Annotated in this window: 19 protein-coding genes; 12 read left to right on the top strand and 7 right to left on the bottom strand. The window is 72.7% G+C overall.

What is annotated here, in order from left to right; all coding sequences use genetic code 11:
• Positions 1-34: 34 nt before the first annotated feature.
• On the bottom strand, positions 35-1,579 hold the full coding sequence (locus tag ACZ7L0_RS05565; protein ID WP_471241122.1) for an alpha/beta hydrolase: 1,545 nt from the start codon (positions 1,577-1,579) through the stop codon (positions 35-37).
• Between the two features lie 70 nt (positions 1,580-1,649).
• The gene (locus ACZ7L0_RS05560; protein ID WP_471241121.1) at positions 1,650-4,373 is read right to left on the bottom strand and encodes a lysylphosphatidylglycerol synthase domain-containing protein; all 2,724 of its coding nucleotides are present in this window, start codon (positions 4,371-4,373) and stop codon (positions 1,650-1,652) included.
• Between the two features lie 186 nt (positions 4,374-4,559).
• Here ACZ7L0_RS05560 and ACZ7L0_RS05555 point away from each other — a divergent pair, with 186 nt between their 5' ends.
• The 5 genes from ACZ7L0_RS05555 (at position 4,560) to nudC (ending at position 14,658) form a co-directional block, all read left to right on the top strand.
• Positions 4,560-4,946: an MGMT family protein gene (locus ACZ7L0_RS05555; RefSeq protein ID WP_471241120.1), complete on the top strand. Its 387-nt coding sequence runs from the start codon at positions 4,560-4,562 to the stop codon at positions 4,944-4,946.
• Positions 4,947-5,203: 257 nt separating this feature from the next.
• A complete protein-coding gene (locus ACZ7L0_RS05550) occupies positions 5,204-8,515 on the top strand; it encodes an ATP-dependent helicase (protein WP_471241119.1) in 3,312 nt (1,103 codons plus the stop codon).
• Positions 8,516-8,617: 102 nt separating this feature from the next.
• On the top strand, positions 8,618-12,142 hold the full coding sequence (locus tag ACZ7L0_RS05545) for a UvrD-helicase domain-containing protein (protein ID WP_471241118.1): 3,525 nt from the start codon (positions 8,618-8,620) through the stop codon (positions 12,140-12,142).
• Positions 12,143-12,152: 10 nt separating this feature from the next.
• Positions 12,153-13,556, top strand: coding sequence for a dipeptidase (locus tag ACZ7L0_RS05540; RefSeq protein WP_471241117.1), 1,404 nt, complete (start codon positions 12,153-12,155; stop codon positions 13,554-13,556).
• A 157-nt stretch (positions 13,557-13,713) separates the two neighbouring features.
• Entirely contained in the window at positions 13,714-14,658 is a 945-nt protein-coding gene (gene nudC, locus ACZ7L0_RS05535; RefSeq protein ID WP_471241116.1) for an NAD(+) diphosphatase, read from the top strand.
• 23 nt (positions 14,659-14,681) lie between these two features.
• On the opposite strand, the gene ACZ7L0_RS05530 is transcribed toward nudC, so the two are convergent.
• Together ACZ7L0_RS05530 and ACZ7L0_RS05525 are read right to left on the bottom strand one after the other, a co-directional pair.
• A complete protein-coding gene (locus tag ACZ7L0_RS05530; RefSeq protein WP_471241115.1) occupies positions 14,682-14,876 on the bottom strand; it encodes a hypothetical protein in 195 nt (64 codons plus the stop codon).
• Between the two features lie 107 nt (positions 14,877-14,983).
• Complete coding sequence (locus ACZ7L0_RS05525; RefSeq protein ID WP_471241114.1) at positions 14,984-15,241, bottom strand: mycoredoxin; 258 nt, start codon at positions 15,239-15,241, stop codon at positions 14,984-14,986.
• A 185-nt stretch (positions 15,242-15,426) separates the two neighbouring features.
• Here ACZ7L0_RS05525 and ACZ7L0_RS05520 point away from each other — a divergent pair, with 185 nt between their 5' ends.
• The 4 genes from ACZ7L0_RS05520 to ACZ7L0_RS05505 all read left to right on the top strand — a co-directional run bounded on the left by ACZ7L0_RS05520 (position 15,427) and on the right by ACZ7L0_RS05505 (position 18,985).
• Complete coding sequence (locus ACZ7L0_RS05520; RefSeq protein ID WP_471241113.1) at positions 15,427-17,631, top strand: ATP-dependent DNA helicase UvrD2; 2,205 nt, start codon at positions 15,427-15,429, stop codon at positions 17,629-17,631.
• Positions 17,632-17,795: 164 nt separating this feature from the next.
• Positions 17,796-18,122, top strand: a complete 327-nt coding sequence (locus tag ACZ7L0_RS05515; RefSeq protein ID WP_471241112.1) for a hypothetical protein — start codon at positions 17,796-17,798, stop codon at positions 18,120-18,122.
• A gap of 174 nt (positions 18,123-18,296) precedes the next feature.
• A complete protein-coding gene (locus tag ACZ7L0_RS05510; RefSeq protein WP_005480495.1) occupies positions 18,297-18,665 on the top strand; it encodes a WhiB family transcriptional regulator in 369 nt (122 codons plus the stop codon).
• Positions 18,662-18,985, top strand: a complete 324-nt coding sequence (locus ACZ7L0_RS05505) for a hypothetical protein (RefSeq protein ID WP_471241111.1) — start codon at positions 18,662-18,664, stop codon at positions 18,983-18,985. Before ACZ7L0_RS05510 ends, ACZ7L0_RS05505 begins: the two co-directional genes overlap by 4 nt.
• 111 nt (positions 18,986-19,096) lie before the next feature.
• On the opposite strand, the gene ACZ7L0_RS05500 is transcribed toward ACZ7L0_RS05505, so the two are convergent.
• From ACZ7L0_RS05500 to ACZ7L0_RS05490, 3 genes are all read right to left on the bottom strand, one after another.
• Complete coding sequence (locus tag ACZ7L0_RS05500; RefSeq protein ID WP_471241110.1) at positions 19,097-19,441, bottom strand: ArsR/SmtB family transcription factor; 345 nt, start codon at positions 19,439-19,441, stop codon at positions 19,097-19,099.
• 126 nt (positions 19,442-19,567) lie between these two features.
• Positions 19,568-20,929, bottom strand: coding sequence for an ABC1 kinase family protein (locus ACZ7L0_RS05495; RefSeq protein ID WP_471241109.1), 1,362 nt, complete (start codon positions 20,927-20,929; stop codon positions 19,568-19,570).
• On the bottom strand, positions 20,922-22,160 hold the full coding sequence (locus ACZ7L0_RS05490) for a TOMM precursor leader peptide-binding protein (protein WP_471241108.1): 1,239 nt from the start codon (positions 22,158-22,160) through the stop codon (positions 20,922-20,924). Before ACZ7L0_RS05490 ends, ACZ7L0_RS05495 begins: the two co-directional genes overlap by 8 nt.
• A 249-nt stretch (positions 22,161-22,409) precedes the next feature.
• Here ACZ7L0_RS05490 and ACZ7L0_RS05485 point away from each other — a divergent pair, with 249 nt between their 5' ends.
• The 3 genes from ACZ7L0_RS05485 to ACZ7L0_RS05475 all read left to right on the top strand — a co-directional run bounded on the left by ACZ7L0_RS05485 (position 22,410) and on the right by ACZ7L0_RS05475 (position 25,488).
• Positions 22,410-23,006 (top strand): M48 metallopeptidase family protein, encoded by a 597-nt coding sequence (locus ACZ7L0_RS05485; RefSeq protein ID WP_471241107.1) that lies wholly within the window; start codon positions 22,410-22,412, stop codon positions 23,004-23,006.
• 137 nt (positions 23,007-23,143) lie between these two features.
• Positions 23,144-24,796 (top strand): TerD family protein, encoded by a 1,653-nt coding sequence (locus ACZ7L0_RS05480; RefSeq protein WP_471241106.1) that lies wholly within the window; start codon positions 23,144-23,146, stop codon positions 24,794-24,796.
• 11 nt (positions 24,797-24,807) lie between these two features.
• The gene (locus ACZ7L0_RS05475; protein ID WP_471241105.1) at positions 24,808-25,488 is read left to right on the top strand and encodes an AIM24 family protein; all 681 of its coding nucleotides are present in this window, start codon (positions 24,808-24,810) and stop codon (positions 25,486-25,488) included.
• Position 25,489 lies beyond the last annotated feature (1 nt).

Below are 25,489 nucleotides of genomic sequence, written 5' to 3'. Positions count from 1 at the left end.
GGCCTGCGGTTTTCTATCAAAGGTCCGGGGTGGGTCAGGAGCAGACCGTCCCGGCCGCGGGCACCTTCCCGTCCAGCAGATAGCCGTTCACCGCACCCTGCACGCACTTGTTCTTGCTGTCGTACGCGCCGTGCCCCTGCCCCTTGTACGTCAGCTCGACACCGACACCCTTGCCGAGCGCGTCCACCATCTTCTTCGCGCCCTCGTACGGCGTCGCGGGGTCCCCGGTGTTGCCGACGACGAGGATCGGCGCCGACCCGGGCGCCCGGACGTCGGGGTGGTCGGCGGCGCCCGGTACGGGCCAGTCGGTGCAGGTGACCAGGCCCCAGGCCAGGTAGTCCCCGAACAGCGCGGAGGCGGCACGGAACTCGGGCAGCTTCCGCTCGACGTAGGCGGCGGAGTACCGGGGTTTCTCGTCGGAGCAGTTGATGGCCACGTTCGCGGCGGTGATGTTGCTGTACTCGCCGTTCTCGTTGCGGCCGTTCATCGAGTCGGACAGCAGCATCAGGATCCTGCCGTCTCCTTCGTACGCCTGCTCAAGGCCCTCCGTGAGGTACTCCCAGAAGTCCTTGGAGTACAGCGACTGCGCGATGCCGTTGGTCGCGGCGGTCTGGGTCAGCACCCGCGGGAGGATGCCGGGGATCGGTTTGCGTTCGAGGTCGCGCAGCAGCTTGGCGATGCGGTCCTTGACGTCCTGCGGGGTGTCGCCGATCGGGCAGTCGGTGGTCTTCGAGGTGCAGTCCTCGGCGAAGTTGTCGAGCGCGAGCTGGAAGCCCCTGGCCTGCCCGAGCGAGCTCTGTTCGGGGTTCTCGGTGGGGTCGACGACCGCGTCGAAGACGGCACGGCCCACGTTCCTGGGGAAGAGGTGGGCGTAGACGCCGCCGAGCTCGGTGCCGTAGGAGATGCCGAAGTAGTGCAGCTTGGCGTCGCCGAGGACCTGGCGCATCAGGTCCATGTCGCGGGCCGCGTCCGTGGTCCGCACGTGCGGCAGGATCTGCTCGGAGTGCTTCTCGCAGGCCGCGTTGAACTTCTTGGTGCGGTCCAGCAGCTCGGTGCGCTCGGCACTGTCGTCCGGGGTGGCGTCCTGCTGGAAGTACACGTCGAGCTGCGCGTCGCTCTCGCACTCCACGGGGTCGCTGCGGCCGACTCCGCGCGGGTCGAAGCTCACCAGGTCGTAGCGGGTGCGCAGTTTCGCGTAGTCCTCGCCGAACGCGGGCAGCGTGGTGACGCCGCTGCCGCCGGGGCCGCCGAAGTTGAACACGAGCGAGCCGATCCGCCCGCTCGCCGCTCCGCTCGCCTTGGCCCGGATCAGCGCGAGGCCGATGGTGTCGCCCTTGGGGTCGCTCCAGTCCAGGGGCGCCTTCAGGGTGGCGCACTGCCACCTCGTGCCGTCCGGCAGCGGCGAGGGGGAACTGCCGCCGCCCTCCGCCTCGGACGGGGCCGGGCAGTCCTGCCAGTCCAGTTTCTGCGCCGTCAGGTCCCCGTCCTCCGAGCCGTCGCCGCAGCCCGCCAGCAGCGAGGAGAGCAGCACGGCGGCGGTCAGGGCGGCGGCGGCTCGGATGCGGGAGGGGTTCGGCATGCTCCCATCCTGGGGTCGCTCCCGGCCGCCCGCGCGGGGCGCGGGCCGTACGAGGTACGCCCCTTCGCCTCTACAGGGCGCCCTTGCGCGTCAGGTGGTTGAAGGCCAGCCAGCCCGGCAGGACCGGCAGCCACAGGGTCAGCAGCCGGAACAGCAGGACGGCCGGCGCGGCGACCTCCTTGGGGAGGCCGACGGCGATCAGACCGACCGTGAGGGTGGCCTCGACCGCGCCGACGCCGCCGGGGGTGGGCGCCGCCGATCCGAGCGCGTTGCCGGCGAGGAAGACCACGGCGACGCTGGCGATGCTCAGTGAGGTCGAGTCGTCGCCGAACGCCCGGATCGACGCGTCCAGGCACATCACGAAGCAGGCGGTCAGCAGCAGCATGCCGCCGATGCCGGTGACCAGCTTCTGCGGCCGCTGCAGCACGTCGAGCATGCGCGGCACGACACCGGCGAACAGCGACCTCACGCGCGTGACGACGAATTTCCGCAGGAACGGCACCGAGGTCACCACGAGCACCAGCACCGCCACGGTCAGCAGACCGGCGATCACCGTCCGGGACGGCGACAGCGAGGGCGTCTTCTCGGTGCCGGTGAGATAGCCGAAGGACAGCAGCATCAGGATGTGGCAGCCCAGCCCGAACAGCTGCGAGGCGCCGACGCTCGCCACCGCGAGGCCGGGGCGCACGCCCCCGCGCTGCAGGAAGCGCGTGTTGAGGGCGACACCGCCGACCGCGGCCGGTGCCACGATCTTCACGAACGACCCCGCGACCTGCGCCGCCACGGTGCGCACGAACGGCACCCGCTCGGGGACGAATCCAAGGAGCGCCATCGCCGCGGCGACATAGCTGAGCGCCGAGAACAGCACCGCGGCGAGCACCCAGCCCCACTGGGCATGGGCGACCAGCGGCCCGAACTCGATGTGCGTGAGCTGCGTCAGCAGGAAGTACGCGCCGATCGCGCCGGCGATGAAACTGATCAGCGTGCGTGGCCGCACCCGCTCCAGCCGGGCCGGCTCCACGGGCGCCTGCGGCCTGATCCGCAGCACCTCGTGCCGGATCTGCGTCAGCAGATCCTCCTCGCGCGCCTCCTCCAGGGCCTCGTCGATGGCCCGCTTCTCGGCCCGCTGTTCGGCGCGCACGGTCTTCTTGTCGGGCTTTTCGAGCGCGGGCCTGGCGTCCTCCGAGGCTTCCTCCAGGCGGGCGAGCTTGGCCTGCCGGGACGCCTCGAGGACCGCGTCGCGCTCACGCTGCGCCCGTTCCCGGGCCAGTTTCCGCAGGGTCGCGCGCGTGGAGCGGGTCAGCGCGATCGGCTGGAGCATCGGCAGGCAGTCGGCGACCGCGTCGGGGCCGAGGACGCCGACCGCGGAGGCCACCGCCCGCTCGGCGCCCACCCGCAGGCCGAGCGTGGTGACCAGCTGGGCGACGTCCATGCGCAGCAGCAGGTCGCCGGCCGCGATCTCGCCGCCGCGCAGATCGGTGAGGTTCACCGTGCCGGAACGGTCCACCAGGATCGCGTCGCCCGCCAGCCTGCGGTGCGCGATGCGCCGCGACTGCAGGGCCTGCACCTGGTGCCAGGTGTTGCGCAGCAGGTCGTCGGTGATCTCCTCGTCGGCCAGCGAGTCGAGGGTGCGCCCGCCGGTGTGCTCGTAGACGAGCATCACCGCGTCGGGGCCCAGCTCGGAGGTGGCGATCAGCTTGGGCGCGTTGGCGCCCGCCGCGATGGCCGCGTACGCGAGCAGTGCCTCCTGCTCCAGCGCCTGGCGCAGTGACTGGAGGCTGGAGCGGGTGGCGAAGCCGCGCAGGGTGAGATTGCGCCACGCGCGGTAGAAGAACCCCTGCGCCTGCTGCTCCCGGTCGACGACGGTGACGTCCAGCGGCGGGCCGTCCTCCAAGGTCACGAAGTAGCGTCGGCCCCGGTCCCCGTTCTCGGCGTCCGGGGCCTCCTCGCGGGCCGCGCTGACCGGGTGGAAACCGACGTGCCGCAGCCCCGCCATCAGCGTCTGACCGGTCGGCCGTACGTTGGGCGAGCCGACCGCGTACAGCGTTCCGTACGCCACCGTCCAGCCGATCAGCACCGTCAGGATGATCGAGAACGGTGTGGTGTAGCCGGTGACCAGCATCGAGAAGGCGTCGAGCAGCAGCACGATCCACAGCACCGCGCGCCAGCGGGGCCGCCGGGACATGCCGACGGCCGTCATATAGGCGATGACGGGGGCGAGGTAGCCGTGCACCGGGTCGGTCAGGGCGTGGATGTCCCCGGGCGAGGGCTGGGTGAGCGCCTCCTGGATGGAGTCCGGGGCGGCCCGGGCGACCCACAGGTCGGTGGCGAGCGTCACACCGTGGGCGAGGACCGCCGCGAGCACGCCGTCGGCGATGCGCAGCCCGTCCCGTTTGATCAGCCGCTCGATCGCGAACGCGACCGGCACCAGGAGGATCGCGATGCTCGACGCCAGCCCCGCGATCTTGATCAGCAGATCGGGTGCCTGCCCGGTGCCCTTGTTGATGTCCTGTTCGAGCCCCGAGGTGGTGCCGTGCGCGAACGCGGCGATCGCCAGCAGTACGGCGATGGCGAGCACGCCCACCAGCAGCCGCATCAGGTCGGAGGGACGGTGCACGCGCGCGGGGAGCAGCGGTTCGTCGCCCTCGACGGCGTCGGCGTGCACCTCGTCGGCGCGGTCGGTGTCCGGCGCGGCGGCCTCGGCGCGGGGCTCCTCGGGCCGGTGCGGATCAGGGCGCGACGCGGCGGCAGAGGTGCCCGCCGCGCCTTCGGGGTGCACGCCCTGCTGCTTCATCGTCTCTTCTTGGTCTCGTATCACCAGTCACCGCCCGCACGATGGTGGCATGCCGCACCGACACACGGGGGCATCAGGGTGCAAATGCGGGGGCGCACAGTCTGCCGGAAGCGCCGCCGCGGGGCGAGGGAGCGTCCCGCCGTCGTACGCGTCCCGTTGTCGGTGGGGTGCGGCAGGATGGGTCGAATGAGCGAGCAGAGGTCTCCGGAGGACACCCGCGCGGGGGACGCGGACGCACTGCCCGAGTACGCGGAGCGGGTCCTCGACGTCGCCGAGCGGATTCCGCCGGGGCGGGTCATGACGTACGGGGACGTCGCGGAGTGGCTCCAGGAGGGCGGCCCGCGCCAGGTGGGCCGGGTGATGGCCCTGTACGGGGGAGCCGTCCCGTGGTGGCGGGTCGTCCGCGCGGACGGTGTCCTGCTCCCCGGCCACGAACTGCGCGCACTCGATCACTACCGCACCGAGGGCACCCCGCTGAGGGAGGCGGGCAGAGCGTCCGAGGGCCACCTGCCCCGCCTCGACATGAGACGGGCGCGGTGGGACGGGGACGAGAGCGCGGAGGGTCACACCTGACAGCTTCCGCCATCGGACGCCCGCGAGGGGAGCCCGTGGCCCGTACGAGGGAAACGGGGCACGTCCGTGGCATGGCGTACGTTCGTGAGAGGTGGGACTCGCGTGGCGGGAGCGCCGTGAGGGAAGAACCGGAAGCCCTGCTTCCGTCTCCTTCACCGGCGTAGCGTCTGCTGCACGCGTCCCGCTCACCCCGCGGCCACCGTCCCGCACGCGCGACCGCCTGCCAACCAGCACACCCACCAGGACCGGCGAACCACGTGAGCTCCTCTTCCTCCACCAGGCGCCTGCCGCACCCCCCGGTGCGGCAGGGGAACCGTGGCGCTTACCGACTGGTGCGTACCCCGCAGGCCCAGCCGGATCCCCTCCTTCTGGACGCCGCTCAGCGCGCCGTGGTTGACCACCGGGCCGGTCCGCTTCTGGTTCTCGCGGGTCCGGGCACCGGCAAGACCACCACGCTCGTCGAGTCCGTGGCCGCGCGGATCGCCCGGGGCGGCGACCCCGAACGGATCCTGGTACTGACGTTCAGCCGCAAGGCGGCCGTCGACCTGCGCGACCGCATGGCCCTGCGCATAGGGGCGGCCCGCGCCCCCCGGGCGACCACCTTCCACTCGTACTGCTACGCCCTGGTCCGCGCCCACCAGGACAGCGAGCTGTTCGCGGAGCCGCTGCGCCTGCTCTCCGGGCCCGAGCAGGACGTGACCGTCCGCGAGCTGCTCGCGGGCCAGCCGGAGCTGGAGCGGCTCGGCCTGACCCATGTGCGCTGGCCGGACGAACTGCGCGCCTGCCTGACCACCCGGGGCTTCGCCGACGAGGTCCGCGCGGTCCTCGCCCGCAGCCGCGAGCTGGGCCTGGGCCCCGACGCCCTGAGCGCCTTCGCCCGCCGTATCGGCCGCCCCGACTGGCAGGCCGCGGCGGCCTTCCTCGCCGAGTACCTCGACGTCATCGACCTGCAAGGGGTGCTGGACTACGCCGAACTCGTCCACCGCGCGGTGCTCCTCGCCCGCCGCCCGGAGGTCGCCACCCGGCTCGCCGCCCAGTACGACGCCGTGTACGTCGACGAGTACCAGGACACCGACCCCGCCCAGGTGCGCCTGCTGCACGCGCTGGCCGGCGGCGGTCGCACCCTGGTCGCGTTCGGCGACCCCGACCAGTCGATCTACGCGTTTCGGGGCGCCGACGTGAACGGCATCCTGGACTTCCCGCAGGCCTTCCCGCGCGCGGACGGCCGCCCGGCCCCCGTGGAGGTCCTGCGCGCCTCCCGCCGCTCGGGCGCCGCCCTGCTCGCCGCGACCCGCCTGCTGACCCAGCGCATGCCCCTGACCCGCCTCCCAGCCGACAAGGTGCGCGCCCACCGCGAGCTGACCCCGGTACGGGACGGAGGCCGCGTCGAGGTCTACACGTACCCCACCGCCGGTACGGAGCTGGACAACATCGCCGACATCCTCCGCAGGGCCCATCTGGAGGACGGCGTGCCCTGGAGCGACATGGCCGTCCTGGTGCGCGCCGGATCCCGCACCATCCCGACGGTCCGGCGCACCCTCACGGCCGCCGGCGTCCCCCTGGACATCGACGGCGACGACCTGCCCCTGCGCCACGAACCGGCGGTCGCACCACTGCTGACGGCACTCAGGGCCGTCGCATCGGCGGAGACGGCGGGACACCCCGAGACCTCCGAACAGACCACCGAGGACCCCTGCTGGCTCGACACCGAGACCGCCCTCACCCTGCTCGCCTCCCCGCTCGCCGGCATGGACGCCGCCGACCTGCGCCGCCTCGGCCGCGCCCTGCGCGACGAGGAACGGGCGGCCGGCAACCCGCTGCCGCCGCCCTCGGACGACCTGCTCGCGCGGGCGCTCGCCGAACCCGAGCGCCTGGTCGCGCACGACCCCGCGTACGCGCGCGGGGCCCAGCGCCTCGGCGCGCTGCTCAGGAAGGCCCGGGAGCGCCTGGCGGGCGGCGGCACGGCCGAGGAGGCGCTGTGGGATCTGTGGGAGGGCACGCCCTGGCCGACACGCCTGGAGCGGACCGCCCGGCGCGGCGGCGCGGCCGGCCGCAACGCCGACCGCGACCTGGACGCGGTGTGCGCGCTGTTCGCGACCGCCGCGCGCGCGGAGGAGCGCACCGGCGGCCGGGGCGCCCTCAACTTCCTGGAGCAGATCGAGGCCGAGGACATCGCCGCCGACACACTCACCCGGCGCGCGCTACGACCCGACGCCGTACGCCTGATGACCGCGCACCGCTCCAAGGGCCTCCAGTGGCGCCTGGTCGTCGTCGCCGGCGTCCAGGAGGGCCTGTGGCCGGACCTGCGCCGCCGCGGCTCCCTGCTGGAGGCCGACCGCATCGGCCGCGACGGACTCGCCGAACCACTCACCCCCGGGGCACTGCTGGCCGAGGAGCGTCGCCTGTTCTACGTGGCCGCCACGCGCGCGCGTGAACGCCTCGTCGTCACCGCGGTGAAGGCGCCTGCGGACGACGGCGACCAGCCCTCCCGGTTCCTCACCGAACTGGGCGTCCAGCCCCAGGACGTCACCGGCCGCCCGCGCCGCCCCCTGTCCGTGGCCGCGCTCGTCGCCGAGCTGCGCGCCACGACGGTCGACCCGCGCGCGTCCGCCACGCTGCGGGAGGCCGCCGCCCGCCGCCTGGCCCGGCTCGCCGCCCTCGCCGACGAGGACGGCCGGCCGCTGGTCCCCTCGGCGCACCCCTACCGCTGGTGGGGCATGTTCGAGCCGACCGAGAGCAGGATGCCGCTGCGCGACCGCGACCAGCCGGTCGTGCTGTCCGGCAGCGCCCTCGACCAGCTCGCCAACACCTGCGCCCTCCAGTGGTTCCTGGGCCGCGAGGTGAAGGCGGACACGCCCGCGACGGCCGCGCAGGGCTTCGGCAACGTCGTCCACGTCCTCGCCGACGAGGTCGCCTCCGGGCGCACCCCCGCCGACCTGGCCGTCCTCATGGAGCGCCTGGAATCCGTGTGGAACGCGCTCGCCTTCGACGCGCCCTGGAAGTCGGCGCAGGAGAAGGAGCACGCGCGCGTGGCGCTCGAACGCTTTCTGCAGTGGCACGTGCTGGACCGGACCGGGCGTACCCCGGTGGCGAGCGAGCACGACTTCGACGTCAGCCTCGCGGCGGGCGACTACGAGGTGCGCATCCGCGGCCAGATGGACCGGGTCGAGGCGGACGGCGAGGGCCGCGCGTACGTGGTCGACTTCAAGACCGGCAAGCAGACACCGACCGCACGCGAGGTCGAGCGGCACCCGCAGCTGGCCGTCTACCAGCTCGCCGTCCGTGAGGGCGCCGTGGACGACGCCTTCGACGGCGTCCGCCCCGAGCCCGGCGGCGCCGAACTGGTCCAGCTCAGGCAGGGCGCCGCCAAGCGGGACGGCGGCGAGACCCTGCCCAAGGTGCAGGCCCAGGAGCCCCTGGAGGGGGAATGGGTCGGCGAGCTGCTGGCCAGCGCCGCCGGGAAGGTCCTCGACGAACGGTTCACTCCGAGCGCGGGCCAGCACTGCGCGCACTGCTCGTTCCGGGCCTCGTGCAGCGCGCGGCCCGAGGGGCGACATGTGGTCGAGTGACGCACGTGACGCATCGCACCACCCGCGCTGATCAGGGCTTCCACCGGCGCTGAGCGTCGACCGGTCACCGGTTGTCAGTGCCCGCCGCTAGCCTCTGTCGACATGCCCGCCCGTATCACCGACCCCGAGCAGCTCAAGGAGCTCCTCGGCATCCCCTTCACCCCGGAGCAGACGGCCTGCATCACCGCGCCGCCCGCCCCGCAGGTGATCGTGGCCGGAGCCGGCTCGGGCAAGACCACGGTGATGGCGGCCCGCGTGGTCTGGCTGGTCGGCACCGGCCAGGTCGCCCCCGAACAGGTCCTCGGACTGACCTTCACCAACAAGGCCGCCGGCGAACTCGCCGAACGCGTCCGCAAGGCGCTGATCAAGGCGGGTGTCACCGACCCCGACACCATCGACCCGGACAACCCGCCCGGCGAACCGGTGATCTCCACGTACCACTCCTTCGCCGGCCGCCTGCTGACCGACCACGGCCTGCGCATCGGGCTCGAACCGACCTCCCGCCTGCTCGCCGACGCCACCCGCTACCAGCTCGCCGCGCGCGTGCTGCGTGAGGCGCCCGGCCCCTACCCGGCACTGACCCGCTCCTTCGCCGACCTGGTCAGCGACCTCCTCGCCCTCGACGCCGAGCTCGCCGAACACCTCGTACGCCCCGACGACCTGCGCGCCTGGGACGCCGACCTGCTGCACACCCTCGAAGGCGCCAGGCTCACCAACGACGACCTGCGCAAGGTGCCCACGACGGCCGCCGCCCGCCGCGAACTCACCGAGCTCGTGCTGCGCTACCGGGCCGCCAAGCGGGCGCGCGACCTGCTCGACTTCGGCGACCAGATCGCCCTCTCCGCGGACCTGGCCCGGATCCCCGAAGTGGGCCGCGCCCTGCGCGAGGAGTTCCGCGTGGTGCTCCTGGACGAGTACCAGGACACCTCGGTGGCCCAGCGGATCCTGCTGGCGGGCCTGTTCGGCGGCGGCACCGGCCATCCGGTCACCGCCGTCGGCGACCCCTGCCAGGCCATCTACGGCTGGCGGGGCGCCTCCGTCGCCAACCTCGACGACTTCCCCGAGCACTTCGCGCACGCCGACGGCCGCCCCGCCACCCGCCAGGCACTCAGCGAGAACCGCCGCAGCGGCGGCCGCCTCCTCGACCTCGCCAACGGCCTCGCCGAGCCCCTGCGCGCCATGCACGCGGGCGTGGAGGCCCTCCGCCCCGCCCCCGGCGCCGAACGCGACGGCACGGTCCGCTGCGCCCTGCTGCGCACCCACGCCGAGGAACTCGACTGGATCGCCGACTCCGTCGCCCACCTCGTCCGCACCGGCAAGGCGCCCGGCGAGATCGCCGTCCTGTGCCGTACGGCCACCGACTTCGCCCAGATCCAGGGCGCCCTCGTCGCCCGGGACGTCCCCGTCGAGGTGGTCGGCCTCTCCGGACTGCTGCACCTGCCCGAGGTCGCCGACCTCGTCGCCGTCTGCGAGGTGCTCCAGGACCCCGGCGCCAACGCCGCCCTGGTCCGCCTGCTGACCGGCCCGCGCTGGCGCATCGGCCCCCGGGACCTCGCCCTGCTGGGGCGGCGCGCCCGTCTGCTCGTGGCGCACGCGCGCGTGGGCGATGACGACGACCCGGACCGCCGGCTCGCCGCCGCCGTCGAGGGGGTCGACCCGGCCGAGGTGATATCGCTCGCGGACGCCCTCGACACCTTCCTCGACACGCCCCTGGACGGCACGGGGGACGACGACGGACTGCCGTTCTCGCCCGACGCGCGCGTGCGGTTCGCCCGCCTGGCCGCCGAACTGCGCGATCTGCGCCGCTCACTCGCCGACCCGCTGATGGACGTCCTGCACCGCGTCCTCGCCGTCACCGGCCTGGAGGTCGAGCTGTCGGCGTCCCCGCACGCCCTCGCCGCCCGCCGCCGCGAGACCCTGTCCAACTTCCTGGACGTCGCCGCGTCCTTCGCCGCGAACGAGAACGAGGCCACCCTGCTGGCCTTCCTCGGCTTCCTGCGCACCGCCGCCCAGTACGAAAAGGGCCTGGACAACGCCCTCCCCGGCGGCGAGAACACCGTCAAGGTGCTCACCGCGCACAAGTCCAAGGGCCTGGAGTGGGACGTCGTCGCCGTCCCCGGCCTGGTCACCGGCACCTTCCCCAGCAGCCAGGGCCGCGAGAAGTGGACCGCCCAGGCCAAGGTGCTGCCGCACGGGCTGCGCGGCGACGCCGACACCCTGCCCGACGTCGAGACCTGGGACTCCCGGGGCCTGAAGGCCTTCCACGCGGCCATGAAGGACCACCAGCACACCGAGGAACTCCGCCTCGGCTACGTCACCTTCACCCGGCCCCGCTCCCTGCTCCTCGGCTCCGGCCACTGGTGGGGCCCCAACCAGAAGAAGCCACGCGGCCCGTCCGACTTCCTCAAGGCGCTGTACGACCACTGCGCCGCGGGTCATGGCGAGATCGAGGCGTGGGCCGACGAGCCGGAGGAGGGCGAGGAGAACCCGGCCCTGCACGCCGCGACCGCCGAACAGGCCTGGCCGCTGCCCCTGGACGCCGCCGCCCTGACCCGCCGCCGCGCCGCCGCCGAAACCGTGCTCGCCCACCTCGAGACCCTCGCCGCCCGACCGGACGGCCACTCGGCGCCCACCCACGACCCCGCCACCCACGACGACCCGGACTGGCCCGCACCGCCACCCGAGGACGAAGAACCCCCGTACGACGAAGAACTCCCGTACGCCGAAGAAGCTCCGTACGAAGAGGCCCCCTACGCGGCAGCCGACCCCTTCGACGAGGATCCGGCCGACTGGGAGGCGTGGACCACCCACCGGCCCACGGTCCCGCACCAGGCGTCGGCCCCGGAACCGCCCACCGGCCACCCCCACCCCGGCGAGCCGGAGCCCGCGACGTACCTCACCCCCGAGGAGGCGCGCACCATCGACTCCTGGGACCGCGACCTCGACGCCCTCGCCGGGGAGCTCCAGCGGGCCCGGCAGAGCGTCACGGACGTCCCCCTGCCGGCCACGCTGACCGCGTCACAGATGCTGCGCCTGACCGCCGACCCCGACGGGTTCGCGCAGGAACTGGCCCGCCCCATGCCGCGCCCCCCGCAACCGGCCGCGCGCCGGGGCACCCGGTTCCACGCCTGGGTGGAAGCCCGCTTCGAAGAGCTGACGCTGCCCATGCTGGAGCCGGAGGAGCTGCCCGGCGGCGAGGCGGAGATCGCCGACGAACGCGACCTGGAAGCCCTCAAGGACGCCTTCGAACGCACCGAGTACGCCCACCGCACGCCCTACCGCGTCGAGACCCCCTTCCAGCTCGCCCTCGCCGGCCGCGTCGTACGGGGCCGTATCGACGCCGTCTACCGGTACGGCGAGGGCGCGGAGACGACGTACGAGATCGTCGACTGGAAGACCGGCCGCGAGCACACCGCCGACCCGCTCCAGCTCGCCCTGTACCGGCTCGCCTGGGCCGAGCAGCAGGGCGTGCCGCCGGAGTCGGTCACGGCCGCCTTCCTGTACGTGCGCAGTGGCGAGGTCGTACGGCCCGAGCACCTGCCCGGCCGGGGCGAGCTGGAAAGGCTGCTCCTGGGGGAGACGGAGTGTGACCAACCGCCCGCCGAGGATGTCGGCGCGGGCCGATAGGCTCGTGAGCATGAGCCAGACCCCGGACAGCGCCGTCCGCGCGTACATCGAGCAGCACCGCGCCGCCTTTCTCGACGACCTCGCCGAGTGGCTGCGCATCCCCTCCGTGTCGGCCCAGCCCGACCACGCGTCCGATGTACGGCGCAGCGCCGACTGGCTCGCCGCCAAGCTCAAGGAGACCGGCTTCCCGACCGCCGAGGTCTGGCAGACCCCGGGCGCCCCGGCCGTCTTCGCCGAGTGGCCCGCCGACGATCCCGGAGCACCGACCGTCCTGGTCTACGGCCACCACGACGTCCAGCCCGCCGCCCGCGAGGACGGCTGGGACAGCGAGCCCTTCGAGCCCGTCGTCCGGGGCGACCGCCTCTACGCGCGCGGGGCCGCCGACGACAAGGGCCAGGTGTTCTTCCACACACTCGGCGTCCGCGCCCACCTCGCCACCGCCGGCCGCACCGCCCCGGCCGTGCACCTGAAGCTGCTGATCGAGGGCGAGGAGGAGTCCGGCTCCCCGCACTTCCGCGCCCTCGTCGAAGAACACGCCGACCGCCTCGCCGCCGAGGCCGTGATCGTCTCCGACACCGGCATGTGGGCCGAGGACACCCCCACCGTGTGCACCGGCATGCGCGGCCTCGCCGAGTGCGAGATCCGCCTGTACGGCCCCGACCAGGACATCCACTCCGGCTCCTTCGGCGGCGCCGTACCCAACCCGGCGACCGCCGCCGCCCGCCTGGTCGCCGCCCTGCACGACGAGCACGCGCGCGTGGCGGTCCCCGGCTTCTACGACGGCATCGTCGAACTCACCGACCGCGAGCGCGCCCTCTTCGCCGAGCTGCCCTTCGACGAGCAGCGGTGGCTGCGCACCGCGAAGTCCCACGCCACCCACGGCGAGACCGGACACACCACGCTGGAGCGCGTCTGGGCCCGCCCCACCGCCGAGGTCAACGGCATCGGCGGCGGCTACCAGGGCCCCGGCAGCAAGACGATCATCCCCTCCTCGGCCCTGGTGAAGCTCTCCTTCCGGCTGGTCGCCGGGCAGGACCCCGACCAGATCGAGAAGGCCGTCCGCGCCTGGGCCGCCGACCAGGTACCCGCGGGCATCCGGCACGAGATCACCTTCGGCTCGGCCACCCGCCCGTGCCTGACCCCGCTCGACCACCCCGCCCTGCGGTCCGTGGCCCGCGCCATGGGCCGCGCCTTCCAGCAGCCGGTCCTCTTCACCCGCGAAGGCGGCTCCGGACCCGCCGCCGACCTCCAGGAGGTCCTCGGCGCGCCCGTGCTCTTCCTGGGCATCTCCGTCCCCTCCGACGGCTGGCACGCCCCGAACGAGAAGGTCGAGCTCGACCTCCTCCTCAAGGGCGTCGAGACCAGTGCGTACCTGTGGGGGGACCTCGCCGAGCACTGGCGCCATGCGCCCTGACCGTCCCGCGCCGTCCGGAGCCGCCCCGCCCGCCGGGCACACTGGAAGGGCCGCCCCGCAAGCCCGGCCGGCGCCCCATCCGGTCCCCTCCTGCCGTACGTCCCGCTGAACCGCCCGCCGAAACACATCCGTTCCACCGGGGGAGTTGGAAGCACCCGTGACCACCTGGACCGACCACACCGCCGACCGACCCATCTCGCTCACCGCCCCGAGCGGCATCGACCGGGCCGCCCACCACCGGCTCGACGAGGCCTGGCTCGCGGCGGCGTGGAGCCACCCCACCACCCGCTGCTTCGTGGTCTCCGGCGGCCAGGTCCTCATCGACGAGACACCGGACGGCCGGACCGAACTCGTCATGACGCCCTCCTTCGAGGCGCCGCTCACCGAGGCACACCGCTACTTCCTCGGCATCGACGAGGACGGCGTCAGCTACTTCGCCCTCCAGAAGGACTCGCTCCCCGGCCGCATCGACCAGTCCGCGCGCCCGGCCGGCCTGCGCGAGGCGGGCCTGCTGCTCTCGCCCCGCGACACGGGCCTCATGGTCCACGCGGTCGGTCTGGAGAACTGGCAGCGCACCCACCGCTTCTGCTCCCGCTGCGGCGAACGCACGGTCATCGCCGCCGCCGGCCACATCCGCCGCTGCCCGGCCTGCGGCGCCGAGCACTACCCGCGCACCGACCCGGCCGTGATCATGGCCGTCACCGACGAGGACGACCGCATCCTGCTCGGCCGCCAGGTCCACTGGCCCGAGGGCCGCTTCTCCACGCTCGCCGGCTTCGTCGAACCCGGCGAGTCCATCGAGCAGTCGGTGCGCCGCGAGGTCTACGAGGAGGTCGGCATCACCGTCGGCCAGGTCGAGTACGTCGCCAGCCAGCCCTGGCCCTTCCCCTCCAGCCTGATGCTGGGCTTCCTGGCCCACGCCACCTCGACCGACATCGACGTCGACGGTGACGAGATCCACGAGGCCCGCTGGTTCTCCCGCGAAGAGCTGCGCGCCGCCTTCGAGTCCGGCGAGGTGCTGCCGCCCTACGGCATCTCCATCGCCGCCCGCCTGATCGAACTCTGGTACGGCAAGCCGCTGCCGACGCGGAGCTTCGTGTGACATACGGCACGTGAGAGGGCGTCTCAGGGGAGCAGGGGGCGCCCCTCTGTCGCGGCCTCGAAATGTTCATCCCTGAGTGCGTCCTCACCGTGCTCGGCGGTGAAGGCAAGCACTCGGCCGAGGGGGGTGTCCGGCGCGGGCGGCTCCTCGCTGATCGTGAAGCCGAGGATCTGCGCCCAGAACGCGGCGCTCACGTCTTGCGAGTTGTTCATGTCCATGCCGTGCACGGTAAGGGGAGGCACTGACAATCGCGTGAGCTGCCTCTCACGGCACACGAAACCCCCGATCGGCCGCCCAGGCCGTCGGGGGTCGTGGGGCGCGAGAGTCAGACGCCGAGCGCCTGCTTCACCTGGGCGAGGCTCGGGTTCGTCATCACGACCTCGGCGCCACCGTTGGTGGGGACCACCTGAACGGTCGGCACCGTCTGGTTTCCGCCATTCGCCTTCTCCACGAACGCGGCGGATTCCGGGTCCTGCTCGATGTTGATCTCGTTGTACGCGATGCCTTCGCGGTCCATCTGGCTCTTCAGCCGACGGCAGTAGCCGCACCACGTGGTGCTGTACATCGTCACAGTGCCCGGCATGTCTTCGCGCTCCTCTGATGGCTCGGGTGCCTGGGGGGTCCAGGGGAGGAACGCACGAGAGGCGGGCCCGCATTCCCGCCGGGGGTATCCGGCCGGACGTGACGCCTGCCGCATTAATACGACTGCGAGGGTCTCCCTGTGGACAACCGCCTCAGCCGTCTCCGGCGACCTGGCAGCATGGCCATGTGACAGCAGCAACGCACTCCCCCCTCTTCCCGCAGGTACCGGACTCGGCCGACGCGGTGCTCGAAGGGCTCGACCCCGAGCAGCGCGAGGTGGCCACCGCCCTGCACGGTCCGGTGTGCGTGCTGGCGGGCGCGGGGACGGGCAAGACCCGGGCGATCACCCACCGGATCGCCTACGGGGTGCGCGCGGGGATCCTCCAGCCCTCCAGCGTGCTCGCCGTCACCTTCACCAACCGCGCCGCCGGAGAGATGCGCGGCCGGCTGCGCCAGCTCGGCGCGCAGGGGGTGCAGGCCCGCACCTTCCACTCCGCCGCGCTGCGCCAGCTCCAGTACTTCTGGCCGAAAGCGATCGGTGGCGCCATGCCCCGGCTCGTGGACCGCAAGATCCAGCTCGTCGCCGACGCGGCCGCCGCCTGCCGTATCCGCCTGGACCGGGGCGAGCTGCGGGACGTCACCGCCGAGATCGAGTGGTCCAAGGTCACCCAGACCGTGCCCGCCGACTATCCGCTCGCCGCGGCGAAGGCCGGCCGCCAGGCCCCCCGGGACCCGGCCGAGATCGCCCAGCTCTACTCCGTCTACGAAGACCTCAAGCGCGACCGCGCGGTCATCGACTTCGAGGACGTCCTGCTGCTGACCGTCGCCGTCCTCCAGGACCGGCACGACATCGCCGAGCAGGTCCGCTCCCAGTACCAGCACTTCGTGGTCGACGAGTACCAGGACGTCAGCCCCCTCCAGCAGCGGCTCCTGGAGCTGTGGCTCGGCGAGCGGGACAGCCTGTGCGTGGTCGGTGACGCCAGCCAGACGATCTACTCCTTCACCGGAGCCACCCCCGACCACCTCCTCGACTTCCGCACCAGGCACCCCGGAGCCACGGTCGTCAAACTGGTCCGGGACTACCGCTCCACCCCCCAGGTCGTCCACCTCGCCAACGGCCTGCTCGCCCAGGCGCACGGCCGTGCCGCCGACCACCGCCTGGAGCTGGTCTCCCAGCGCGGCCCGGGCCCCGAGCCCGTCTACACCGAGTACACCGACGAGCCCGCCGAGGCCGAAGGTGCCGCCCGCCGCATCCGCGAGCTCATCGACTCCGGTGTCCCGGCCGCCGAGATCGCCATCCTCTTCCGTACGAACGCCCAGTCCGAGACCTACGAGCAGGCCCTCGCCGACGTGGGCGTCGCGTACCAGCTGCGCGGGGCCGAGCGTTTCTTCGACCGGCCCGAGGTGCGCAAGGCGGGCGTCGCGCTGCGCGGCGCGGCCCGCTTCGGCGGCAACGACTCCCTCCTGGACGACGTGGTGACCCTGCCGTCCCAGGTGCGCGCGGTCCTGTCGGGGGAAGGCTGGACCAGCGAGCCCCCGGCCGGTTCCGGCGCCGTCCGGGAGCGCTGGGAATCGCTGGCCGCGCTGGCCAACCTGGCCCAGGACTTCGCGGCCGCCAGGCCCGACGCCACGCTGGGCGACTTCGTCGCCGAGCTCGACGAGCGGGCGAACGCCCAGCACGCCCCGACCGTCCAGGGCGTCACCCTCGCCTCCCTGCACTCGGCCAAGGGCCTGGAGTGGGACGCCGTCTTCCTGGTCGGCGTCGCCGAGGGCATGATGCCGATCACCTACGCGAAGACCGATGAGCAGGTCGAGGAGGAGCGCCGTCTGCTCTATGTCGGCGTGACCCGCGCCAGAGAACGGCTCCATGTCTCCTGGGCGCTGGCTCGATCGCCCGGTGGGCGTCCGGTCCGCCGGCCCAGCCGCTTCCTCGACGGACTGCGCCCCGGCTCCACCGGCGCCGCCGGCCGCTCCGCCGCGGGAGCGTCCGGGGCCGCGGGGCGCGTCGAGCGCGGCTTCACGAGCGGCTCCACGGCCGGTCCGCGGCGCACCCAGCGCACCCCGGCCCGCTGCCGCGTCTGCGGCCGCACGCTCACCGACGCGGGCGAGATGAAGCTGATGCGCTGCGAGGACTGCCCCTCCGACATGGACGAGGGCCTCTACGAGCGGTTGCGCGAGTGGCGCGCGGAGCAGGCCCGGCGCAGCGGTCAGCCGGCGTTCTGTGTCTTCACCGACAAGACGCTGATGGCCATCGCCGAGGCCGTCCCGGACGACGACGGCGAGCTGGCCCGCATCCCGGGCGTCGGCGTGCGCAAGCTCAACCGCTACGGAGCCGATGTCCTGGCCATCTGCGCCGGTGAGGAAGTCGCAGAAGAGGGCTCGGACGGCTGACGGGAACTCGTCGAAAAAATAGTTTGCGCATGCCCCGGGAATCCCCATAGGTTCTAGGCACGGAAGCGGCGGCCTTCTCCAAGGGCCCTTCTCCGTGTTCTACTTGCATATCCGAACGGGCTGGTTCACCCCAGTCCCTGAGACGCCGAGAGGAGGCGAGTCCAGTGATCAGCATCAACTCCAGCACCATCAGCACGGCCAAACTGACCGATCGCTCGACCGTCTCCCTGTGCATGCTCGGCGCCTCGAACCTGGGCACCGGTCTGTCCGGCATCCGTGCTGCCGTGCGTCCGGCGTCCTCCATTTCCCTCGCGGGCCTTCCCGTCCGTGAGCGCAATGAGCGACCGACCAAGGCACTGGAAGCGGTAGCGGCACAGGCGCAGGCCTATGCCTTTACGGCGGCCGGTGCCGGATACCGGAAGCAGACGACGCAGCACCACCACCTGATGTGGGCCTTCCGTGGGCCAGAACCCTGGAGTGATCCAGCCTGATCGCCGATCAGGCCGGCGCCTTCAGGGCCGCGGAACCCCACCCGGGATCCGCGGCCCTTCTGTTTTCCCCGAACGGGGACGACGGAGCGAAGGGGCTCGGGACAAGAAAAGAACCCGGTACCAGCCGCCACCCGGCCCAACAGGGCCGGAACGACCAGACGAGGAAGACGAACCGTGCAACTCGAAGCGCACGCCCCGTCCGTACCGCCTTCCGAAACGATCCCCCCGCCCGGCCTCACGGAGGACTCCACCTTGACCCCGCTCACGGCGCTCACCGCGCTCGACGACGCCATCGAGAACCTCGGCGTACCCGTCCCCTGCCGTTCGTACGACCCGGAGGTCTTCTTCGCCGAGTCGCCGGCGGACGTCGAGTACGCCAAGTCCCTCTGCCGCACCTGCCCGCTGATGGAGGCCTGCCTCGCCGGCGCCAAGGAGCGGCGTGAGCCCTGGGGCGTCTGGGGTGGCGAGCTGTTCGTCCAGGGTGTCGTCGTCGCCCGGAAGCGGCCGCGTGGCCGCCCGCGCAAGAACCCGGTCACGGCATGAACACCGCAGGAACGATCGACCGCCCCCTCACGCACGACCCCAAGAAGCAGGCCCCGATGAAGCCGTCCACCACCGAGCCCGCAGGCTCCGCGACCTCAGACGTCACCACCACCGGCGCGACCGACTCGCGTCAGAACAGGACCCGAGAGATGCAACTCATCCCAGAAGCCCTGGCTCGTGCGCATATGCACGACCGCCTGCACGAGGCCGAGCGGGAACGCCGGGCCGTGCGCCTGGCGACCGCCCGCCGGATGCAGCGCCGGGCCGAGCGCGCCTCGCTGCGCGCCCGCCGCGCGCTCGCCATGGCGGTCATGCAGTAACCGACCACACCTGAAGCGGTGGCCTCCCGATGCGGGGAGGCGGTGGCTTCCCGCGGGGGCCGGTCCGTCCGAACGGACCGGCCCCCGCGGTGCGTTGTCCGGGCCCGGACCTTAAGGATCCGGGGATTCCTCCGCCAGGTCCTTGATCGCTCGCAGGCGGTGTTCCCACTGGGTGGCCAGTGCGTCCATCCAGCGCGTCGCCCGTTTCAACGGATACAGCTCGGCTTCGTAGCGGACCTCGCGTCCGCTGCGGTGGGCGCGGACCAGCCCCACGCGGTCGAGAACGGCCAAGTGCTTGGCCACGGCCTGACGGGTGACGGGGAGCTCGGCCGCCAGGGAGGTCGAGGTCGCGCCGCCGTGCCGGGTGAGGGCGGCGAGGATCTGCCGGCGGATCGGATCGGCCAGGGCCACCAGCACGTCCTCCGGGGCCTGTTCGCCGTCGGTGCCGGTGGTCATGGCGCGAGGAGTTCGCGGTCCGCGTGCGGCTGACCGATTCGGCCGGGCCGGTTCCCGGTGTCGGGCATCATGGCAACCTCTTCTCGTCCGGTAGCGCTACCAAAAGGTTGCACGTTCATGCGCGGCTCAGGCCTCCGCCGCCGGCTCCTCCGTCGTCTCCTCGGGCACGAAGCCCGGCAGCCACTCCTCCAGCTCCTGGCGCAGCCGTACCGTCGCCCCGAGCTGGCACAGGACCCCGATGGTGCTCAGGGTCACCCGGTGGATGAGGAGGTACGCCGGAGGCAGGTTGAGCCGCTTGCCCAGCTGGTAGGCGGGGGAGCGGGGGTCGCCGATGCGGGCCGCCTGGCTGCGCATCCAGCCGCGGGTGAAGGTGAACTCGTCCACCTGGGCCGGCTCGATGATCGGCAGGAGGTAGTCCAGGACCGCGTCCGGTTCCAGCTCTATGGACTCCTTGACGAAGCCCTCGGTGCACAGCAGCTCGTAGACCTCCTCCGCCTTGCCCTCCAGCGTCATGCGCAGGGAGTGGCCGATCGGCGTGGGCAGGCCTCCGGGGAGGCGGTCCACGGTGCCGAAGTCCAGGACGCCCAGGCGCCAGCCGTCCTCGCTGTCGTCGTCGGGCAGCAGCCGGAAGTTGCCCGGATGCGGGTCGGCGTGCAGCAGGCCGGTGCGGGCCGGGCCGGAGAACAGGAAGCGGGCCAGGAGCTGGCCGGCGCGGTCCCGCTGTTCCGGGCTGCCGTCCGCGATCACCTCCGAGAGCGGGATCCCCTCGATCCACTCCGTGACCAGCACCTGCTCGCACTGGTGCACCACCGCCGGGACCACGACGTCGGGGTCGTCCGCGAACTCCTCCGCGTGCGCCCGCTGGGCCTGCGCCTCCAGGCCGTAGTCCAGCTCCTCGGAGATGCGGTCCCGCAGTTCCGCGATCAGAGGCTTGATGTCCATACCGGGGATGAGCGGCCCCAACAGACGGGCGAAGCGGCTCAATTGGTTCAAGTCGGACAGGAGGGCCTCGCCCGCCCCGGGGTACTGGACCTTGACCGCCACTTCGCGGCCGTCGTGCCAGAGCCCCCGGTGCACCTGCCCGATCGAGGCCGCCGCCGCCGGCTTGTCCTCGAACTCCAGGAACAACTCACGCCACTCCGCCCCCAGCCGCTCCTCCAGCACCGCGTGCACCGTGCGGGTCGGCATCGGGGGAGCGGCGTCCTGGAGCTTCGTCAGGGCCGCGCGGTAGGGGCCGGCGATCTCCTCGGGCAGGGCCGACTCGAAGACGGACATGGCCTGCCCGAACTTCATGGCCCCGCCTTTCAGCTCGCCGAGGACCTTGAAGAGCTGCTCGGCCGTGCGCTGCTGGAGCTCACGGCCGACGATCTCCGCGGACTCGCCCACGATCCGCTTGCCCAGGCCCCAGGTCGCCCGCCCGGCGAAGCCGAGCGGGAGCGCGGCGAGCTTGGCGGTCCGGGTGACCGCCTTCCGGGGAAGATCAGACATGCGCCCTCCAAGTCCCAGTCGGCCGCACCGCGTCTGTCGTGCTTCGTCGACTCGACGACGGCCGTTGCACCGCCATTGTCTCGTGCGGCTCGCCGTCCGTGGAGGCGTGTTCCCCTTTACCTTTCTCCTTACCTTGTTCCTCACCTCTCCGCGCGGCCCCGCAGGGGCACGCGGGGTGCGGCCAGACGGGCCGAGCGTGCCAGTTCAGGCCGGGGATGGAGACCTCCCAGCGAGCCCCCGTGCTCGCCGGCGACTCACCGTCGAGAAAGGCCAGCGCGTGTGCGGCCGCCAGCCCGGCGACCGTCGTCGCCAGCGTCAGGTCGCAGGGCGGCACCGGGCGGCCCCTCCCTGACCGCCACTGCGCGACCAGGCGGGGCCAGGCCGGGTCCCGGTCCGTACGGTCCTGGTGCAGACAGCCGGCGCAACCGCTCTCGCCGGGCAGGACGAGCGGGCCCACGACGCCGGTCCCCTCCACGACACCCGCGTGCAGATGGGGCGTCCCCGAGGCGATCAGCGAATCGGTCGTGACCGGGTCGGGGGCGTGCACGGTCACGTCGTCCCGCGGGCTGAGGATCACCAGCGAGAAACCGGGGTCGCCGCTGTCCGACGGCGACCGCCGGCCGCGCCGCGGCGATCGCCCCGGGGCCGCTCTGCGCACCGCCTGCCGTGCCGCCTCCGTGCGGCGCTCGCCGACGGACTCGGCGGGCAGCCCACCCGGCCCGACGTCCCAGGGCTCGACGCAGCCGACGTCCCGCACGTCCACCTCGCCGACGCCCGCGCCGGACAGCAGCGAGGCCAGCAGGGCGCCGACCCGGCCCGCGCCCCTGATCTGCACACGCAGTTCGCGGCGGGCGGCCAGCCGGGCGATCGCGCCGCCCGGCTCGGAGGTGGTCAGCGACAGGGACGCCAGGTCGGGGCGCAGCCGGTTGAGGACGTCCCGCTTCGCGCGCAGGGCGTCGGCGCCCGGGCCGCCCCCCTGCGCGTCGTCGAGGAGCCCGGCCCGCGTCAGCCGTCGTACGAGCCCGTCGACATGGCCGTCGGGCAGATCCATCCGGCGTCCCTCCGCACGCAGGAGCGCAAGCCCGCGAGTGCCGTTGAGCAGGTCCAGGAAGCTGCCCGTCGCCGTGTCCATCGGACCGAGCGTCATCGCGTGCGCCGGAGTCATCCCGAACTGCACCGTATTGAGGTCGCGCCAGCCGCGCCTCAGCGCGGGTTTCACCATCGGATGCATGACAGGCCCCCGTATTCCTGGAAAGTCACGTACGTCCCCATGTGCCGGTGGACTCGGTCACACTCCGCCGACGAGTGCCAGCATGCCCGGCTCGGCGAATCCGTGCCCGAAGTTATCCACAGGCATCGGGATTCGTCGTATAAATCAACCTCACCAATCAGTCGTACAAATCAAACGCATGGTGGGGGATGCGCAGCGAACCGTCCCGGACCCGGGACTTCCCAGGTGCGCAGCGGGTAACGTCGGGGCGTGCCCGCCGACCCACTGCACCGCGCCGGAAACCCACAGCGCAGCACGACGAGCCTGCCGCCGAGCGGCTCGGGGGCGAGCGCGATCGAGGTCCGCAGGAGCGCCCGGCGCCGCCGGACGGTCTCCGCGTACCGAGAGGGCGATCGCACCGTGGTACTGATCCCTGCCCGGATGTCCGAGGCGGAGGAGCAGCGCTGGGTGACCGTCATGCTCGACAAACTGGCCGCCCAGGAGAGCAAGCGGGTGCTGGACGACGCCGAACTGGCCGAGCGCGCCCAGCGGCTGTCGGCCCAGTACTTCGGCGGCCGGGCCCGGCCCGTCACCGTGCGCTGGGTCACCAACCAGAACACCCGCTGGGGCTCGTGCACCCCGGCCGAGGGCAGCATCCGGCTTTCGCACCGGCTGCAGGGCATGCCCGAGTACGTCGTCGACTACGTCCTTCTCCACGAGCTGGCGCACCTGCTGGTACCCGGCCACGGCCCGCGCTTCTGGCGGCTGCTGGAGGCCTACCCGCGCACCGAACGGGCCCGCGGCTACCTCGAAGGCGTGGTCGCCGCCGAGCGGTTGCCGCATGTACCCGGCGCACGCGGTGAGTGAACCGTCCGTGCGACCAAGCCGCCGGCACCGCCGACCACGGTTGTGTACCGGGTCTGTACCGACTTCGTCGGGTGTCCGGATTTGCCGTTAGCCTTGCGCGACGCACTCACATTCGGGATGGGGGACGGTCGTAACGCATGGCCAGGGAATTCCAACGCGGCCACAAGGCCAGGATCAGTGACCTCACGGCGGGCACCGATCTGTACGTAGGCGTGCAGATCTCCGGCCCCGGACTGACCTTCGACATCAGCTGCTTCGGCCTCGACGCCGACGAACGTCTCTCCGACGACCGGTACTTCATCTTCTTCAACCAGCCGAAGTCGCCCGAGGAGGCCATCCAGCTGCTGGGTGCGCAGGCGGGCGACACGGAGTCCTTCCGGGTCACGCTGGACCGGATCCCGCCGCAGATCCAGAAGCTGTCGTTCACGGCGACCCTCGACGGCGCCGGGCAGATGTCGCAGATCGGCCCCGGATACCTCCGCATCGTGGCCGGCGGCGAGGAGGTGGCCCGGTACTCGTTCGACGGCTCGGAGTTCTCCACCGAACGGGCCGTCATGCTGGGCGACTTCTACCTGAAGGACGTGTGGCGGTTCGCGGCCGTCGGACAGGGCTTCGACGGCGGCCTCGAGGCGCTGCTGAAGAACTTCGGCGGCGAAGTGGCCGAGGAGGAGGCGCCAGCCGCCCCGCAGCAGCCGCAGGCCGGCGCCGCGCCCGGCTTCGCCCCGCCCGCCCAGGCCACCGCGCCCCCCGCGTTCGGCGCTCCGGCCGCACCCGCGCCGGCCCCCGCCCCGCAGCCCGCGCAGGGCTTCGCGCCGCCCGCAGCCACCCCGCCCCCGGCCCCCGCGCCCAACGTGCACGGCGCGCCGACCGTCATCGCGCCCATGACCCCGCCCGGACCCGGCACGGTCCCGCCCCCGGCCCCGGCACCCCAGTACGGGCAGCCCGCCGCCCCGAGCGCGCCCCCGCCCCCCGGCTACGCCCAGCCCCAGGCCCCCCAGGCCCCGGCACCGCCGCCCGGTTACGGACAGCAGCCGACCCCGCCCCCGGGCTACGGCCAGCAGCCGCCGTTCGGTCAGGTCCCCGGCCAGCAGACCGCGCCGTACGGCGTGCCGCAGGGCGCCCCGCAGGCGGCCGGCGTGGGCGCCGCGCTCCAGCAGTTCAAGGAGACGCCCACCGGGCAGCGCTGGACGCAGCAGAACAAGAAGCTCGTCCGCGTCGACCTCGGCATCGGCGGCCAGCCCGTGCTGGCCCGCCAGGGCAGCATGGTGCTCTACCAGGGCAAGGTCGACTTCAGCTACAAGGGCGCGGGCTTCGCCGGCCGGATCGTGGGCAACGCGACCGGCCAGGAGATGCAGCTGATGCGCTGTACCGGCCAGGGCCAGGTGTTCCTCGCCGAGAACTCCACGCACCTGCACCCGATCGAGCTCCAGGGCGACGCGATCTGCGTCTCCGCCGAGAGCGTCCTCGCCTTCGACGAGAGCCTCCAGTACGAGGTCCGCCGCATCGAAGGACACGGCATCCCCGGCGGCGCGCTGTTCACCATGCAGTTCCAAGGCACCGGCACGATCGTCGTCAAGACGCACGGCACGCCCGTCGTCCTGCCCGTCACGCCCACCACGTTCGCCGACTGCAACGCGGTGGTCGCCTGGTCGGCCGCCTCCCAGGTGATCGTCTCCAGCCAGGTGCGCATGCGCCGCAACGCCTACCCCGGCGACACCGGGGAGAGCGTCAACCTGCAGTTCCGGGGCGCGCCCGGGAACTTCATCGTCGTCCAGCCGTACGAGGTCTGAGGGAGCCCGTCATGAACCAGCCACTCGCGGGCTATGCTCCCGCACCCGTCGCCGCCCGCATGGAGAACCACGGCAACCACATGCTGAAGGTCGCCATGCAGACCGGAAACGACCTCCTCGCGCGCGTGGGCTCGATGGTCGCCTACGAGGGCTTCATCCAGTACGAGCCCAACCCGCCGGCCGTGCGCCAGATCGCCCGCGACTGGATCACCGGCGAGGGCGCCCCGCTGATGAAGTGCTCCGGCGACGGCCTGCTCTACCTCGCCGACTACGGCGCGAACGTCGTCGTGATCAACCTCAACGGCGACGGCATCTCCGTCAACGCCACCAACCTGCTCGCCTTCGACGCGCACCTCACCTGGGGCGTGGAGCGGGTCAAGGGCCTGGCGAAGTTCGCCGGGCAGGGCCTGTGGAACACCAAGATCTCCGGACAGGGCTGGGTCGCCCTGACCTCCCGGGGCAAGCCGATCGTCGTCGACTGCGGTGGTGGCGAGGACGAGACGTACGTCGACCCCGACGCGCTCGTCGCCTGGTCCCCGAACCTCAAGGTCAAGGGCAAGCGCAGCTTCAAGGCGCAGTCGCTGATCGGCCGGGGCAGCGGCGAGGCCTACCAGATGGCCTTCTCCGGCCAGGGCATCGTCGTCGTCCAGCCCAGCGAGGACAGCACCGACCGCCTCCGAGTCCGGGGCTGAG

It is taken from the genome of Streptomyces sp. NPDC039424, assembly GCF_055639495.1.
Note: the sequence above shows the minus strand (reverse complement) of the source record. Positions and strands in the feature narration are given on the sequence as shown.

Excerpts from the sequence above, each read along its gene's own strand:
- ACZ7L0_RS05565 (WP_471241122.1), bottom strand. The coding sequence starts at position 1,579 with ATGCCGAACCCCTCCCGCATCCGAGCCGCCGCCGCCCTGACCGCCGCC.
- ACZ7L0_RS05560 (WP_471241121.1), bottom strand. The coding sequence starts at position 4,373 with ATGAAGCAGCAGGGCGTGCACCCCGAAGGCGCGGCGGGCACCTCTGCC.
- ACZ7L0_RS05555 (WP_471241120.1), top strand. The coding sequence starts at position 4,560 with ATGAGCGAGCAGAGGTCTCCGGAGGACACCCGCGCGGGGGACGCGGAC.
- ACZ7L0_RS05545 (WP_471241118.1), top strand. The coding sequence starts at position 8,618 with ATGCCCGCCCGTATCACCGACCCCGAGCAGCTCAAGGAGCTCCTCGGC.
- ACZ7L0_RS05540 (WP_471241117.1), top strand. The coding sequence starts at position 12,153 with ATGAGCCAGACCCCGGACAGCGCCGTCCGCGCGTACATCGAGCAGCAC.
- ACZ7L0_RS05530 (WP_471241115.1), bottom strand. The coding sequence starts at position 14,876 with ATGGACATGAACAACTCGCAAGACGTGAGCGCCGCGTTCTGGGCGCAG.
- ACZ7L0_RS05525 (WP_471241114.1), bottom strand. The coding sequence starts at position 15,241 with ATGCCGGGCACTGTGACGATGTACAGCACCACGTGGTGCGGCTACTGC.
- ACZ7L0_RS05505 (WP_471241111.1), top strand. The coding sequence starts at position 18,662 with ATGAACACCGCAGGAACGATCGACCGCCCCCTCACGCACGACCCCAAG.
- ACZ7L0_RS05500 (WP_471241110.1), bottom strand. The coding sequence starts at position 19,441 with ATGACCACCGGCACCGACGGCGAACAGGCCCCGGAGGACGTGCTGGTG.
- ACZ7L0_RS05495 (WP_471241109.1), bottom strand. The coding sequence starts at position 20,929 with ATGTCTGATCTTCCCCGGAAGGCGGTCACCCGGACCGCCAAGCTCGCC.
- ACZ7L0_RS05490 (WP_471241108.1), bottom strand. The coding sequence starts at position 22,160 with ATGCATCCGATGGTGAAACCCGCGCTGAGGCGCGGCTGGCGCGACCTC.
- ACZ7L0_RS05480 (WP_471241106.1), top strand. The coding sequence starts at position 23,144 with ATGGCCAGGGAATTCCAACGCGGCCACAAGGCCAGGATCAGTGACCTC.
- ACZ7L0_RS05475 (WP_471241105.1), top strand. The coding sequence starts at position 24,808 with ATGAACCAGCCACTCGCGGGCTATGCTCCCGCACCCGTCGCCGCCCGC.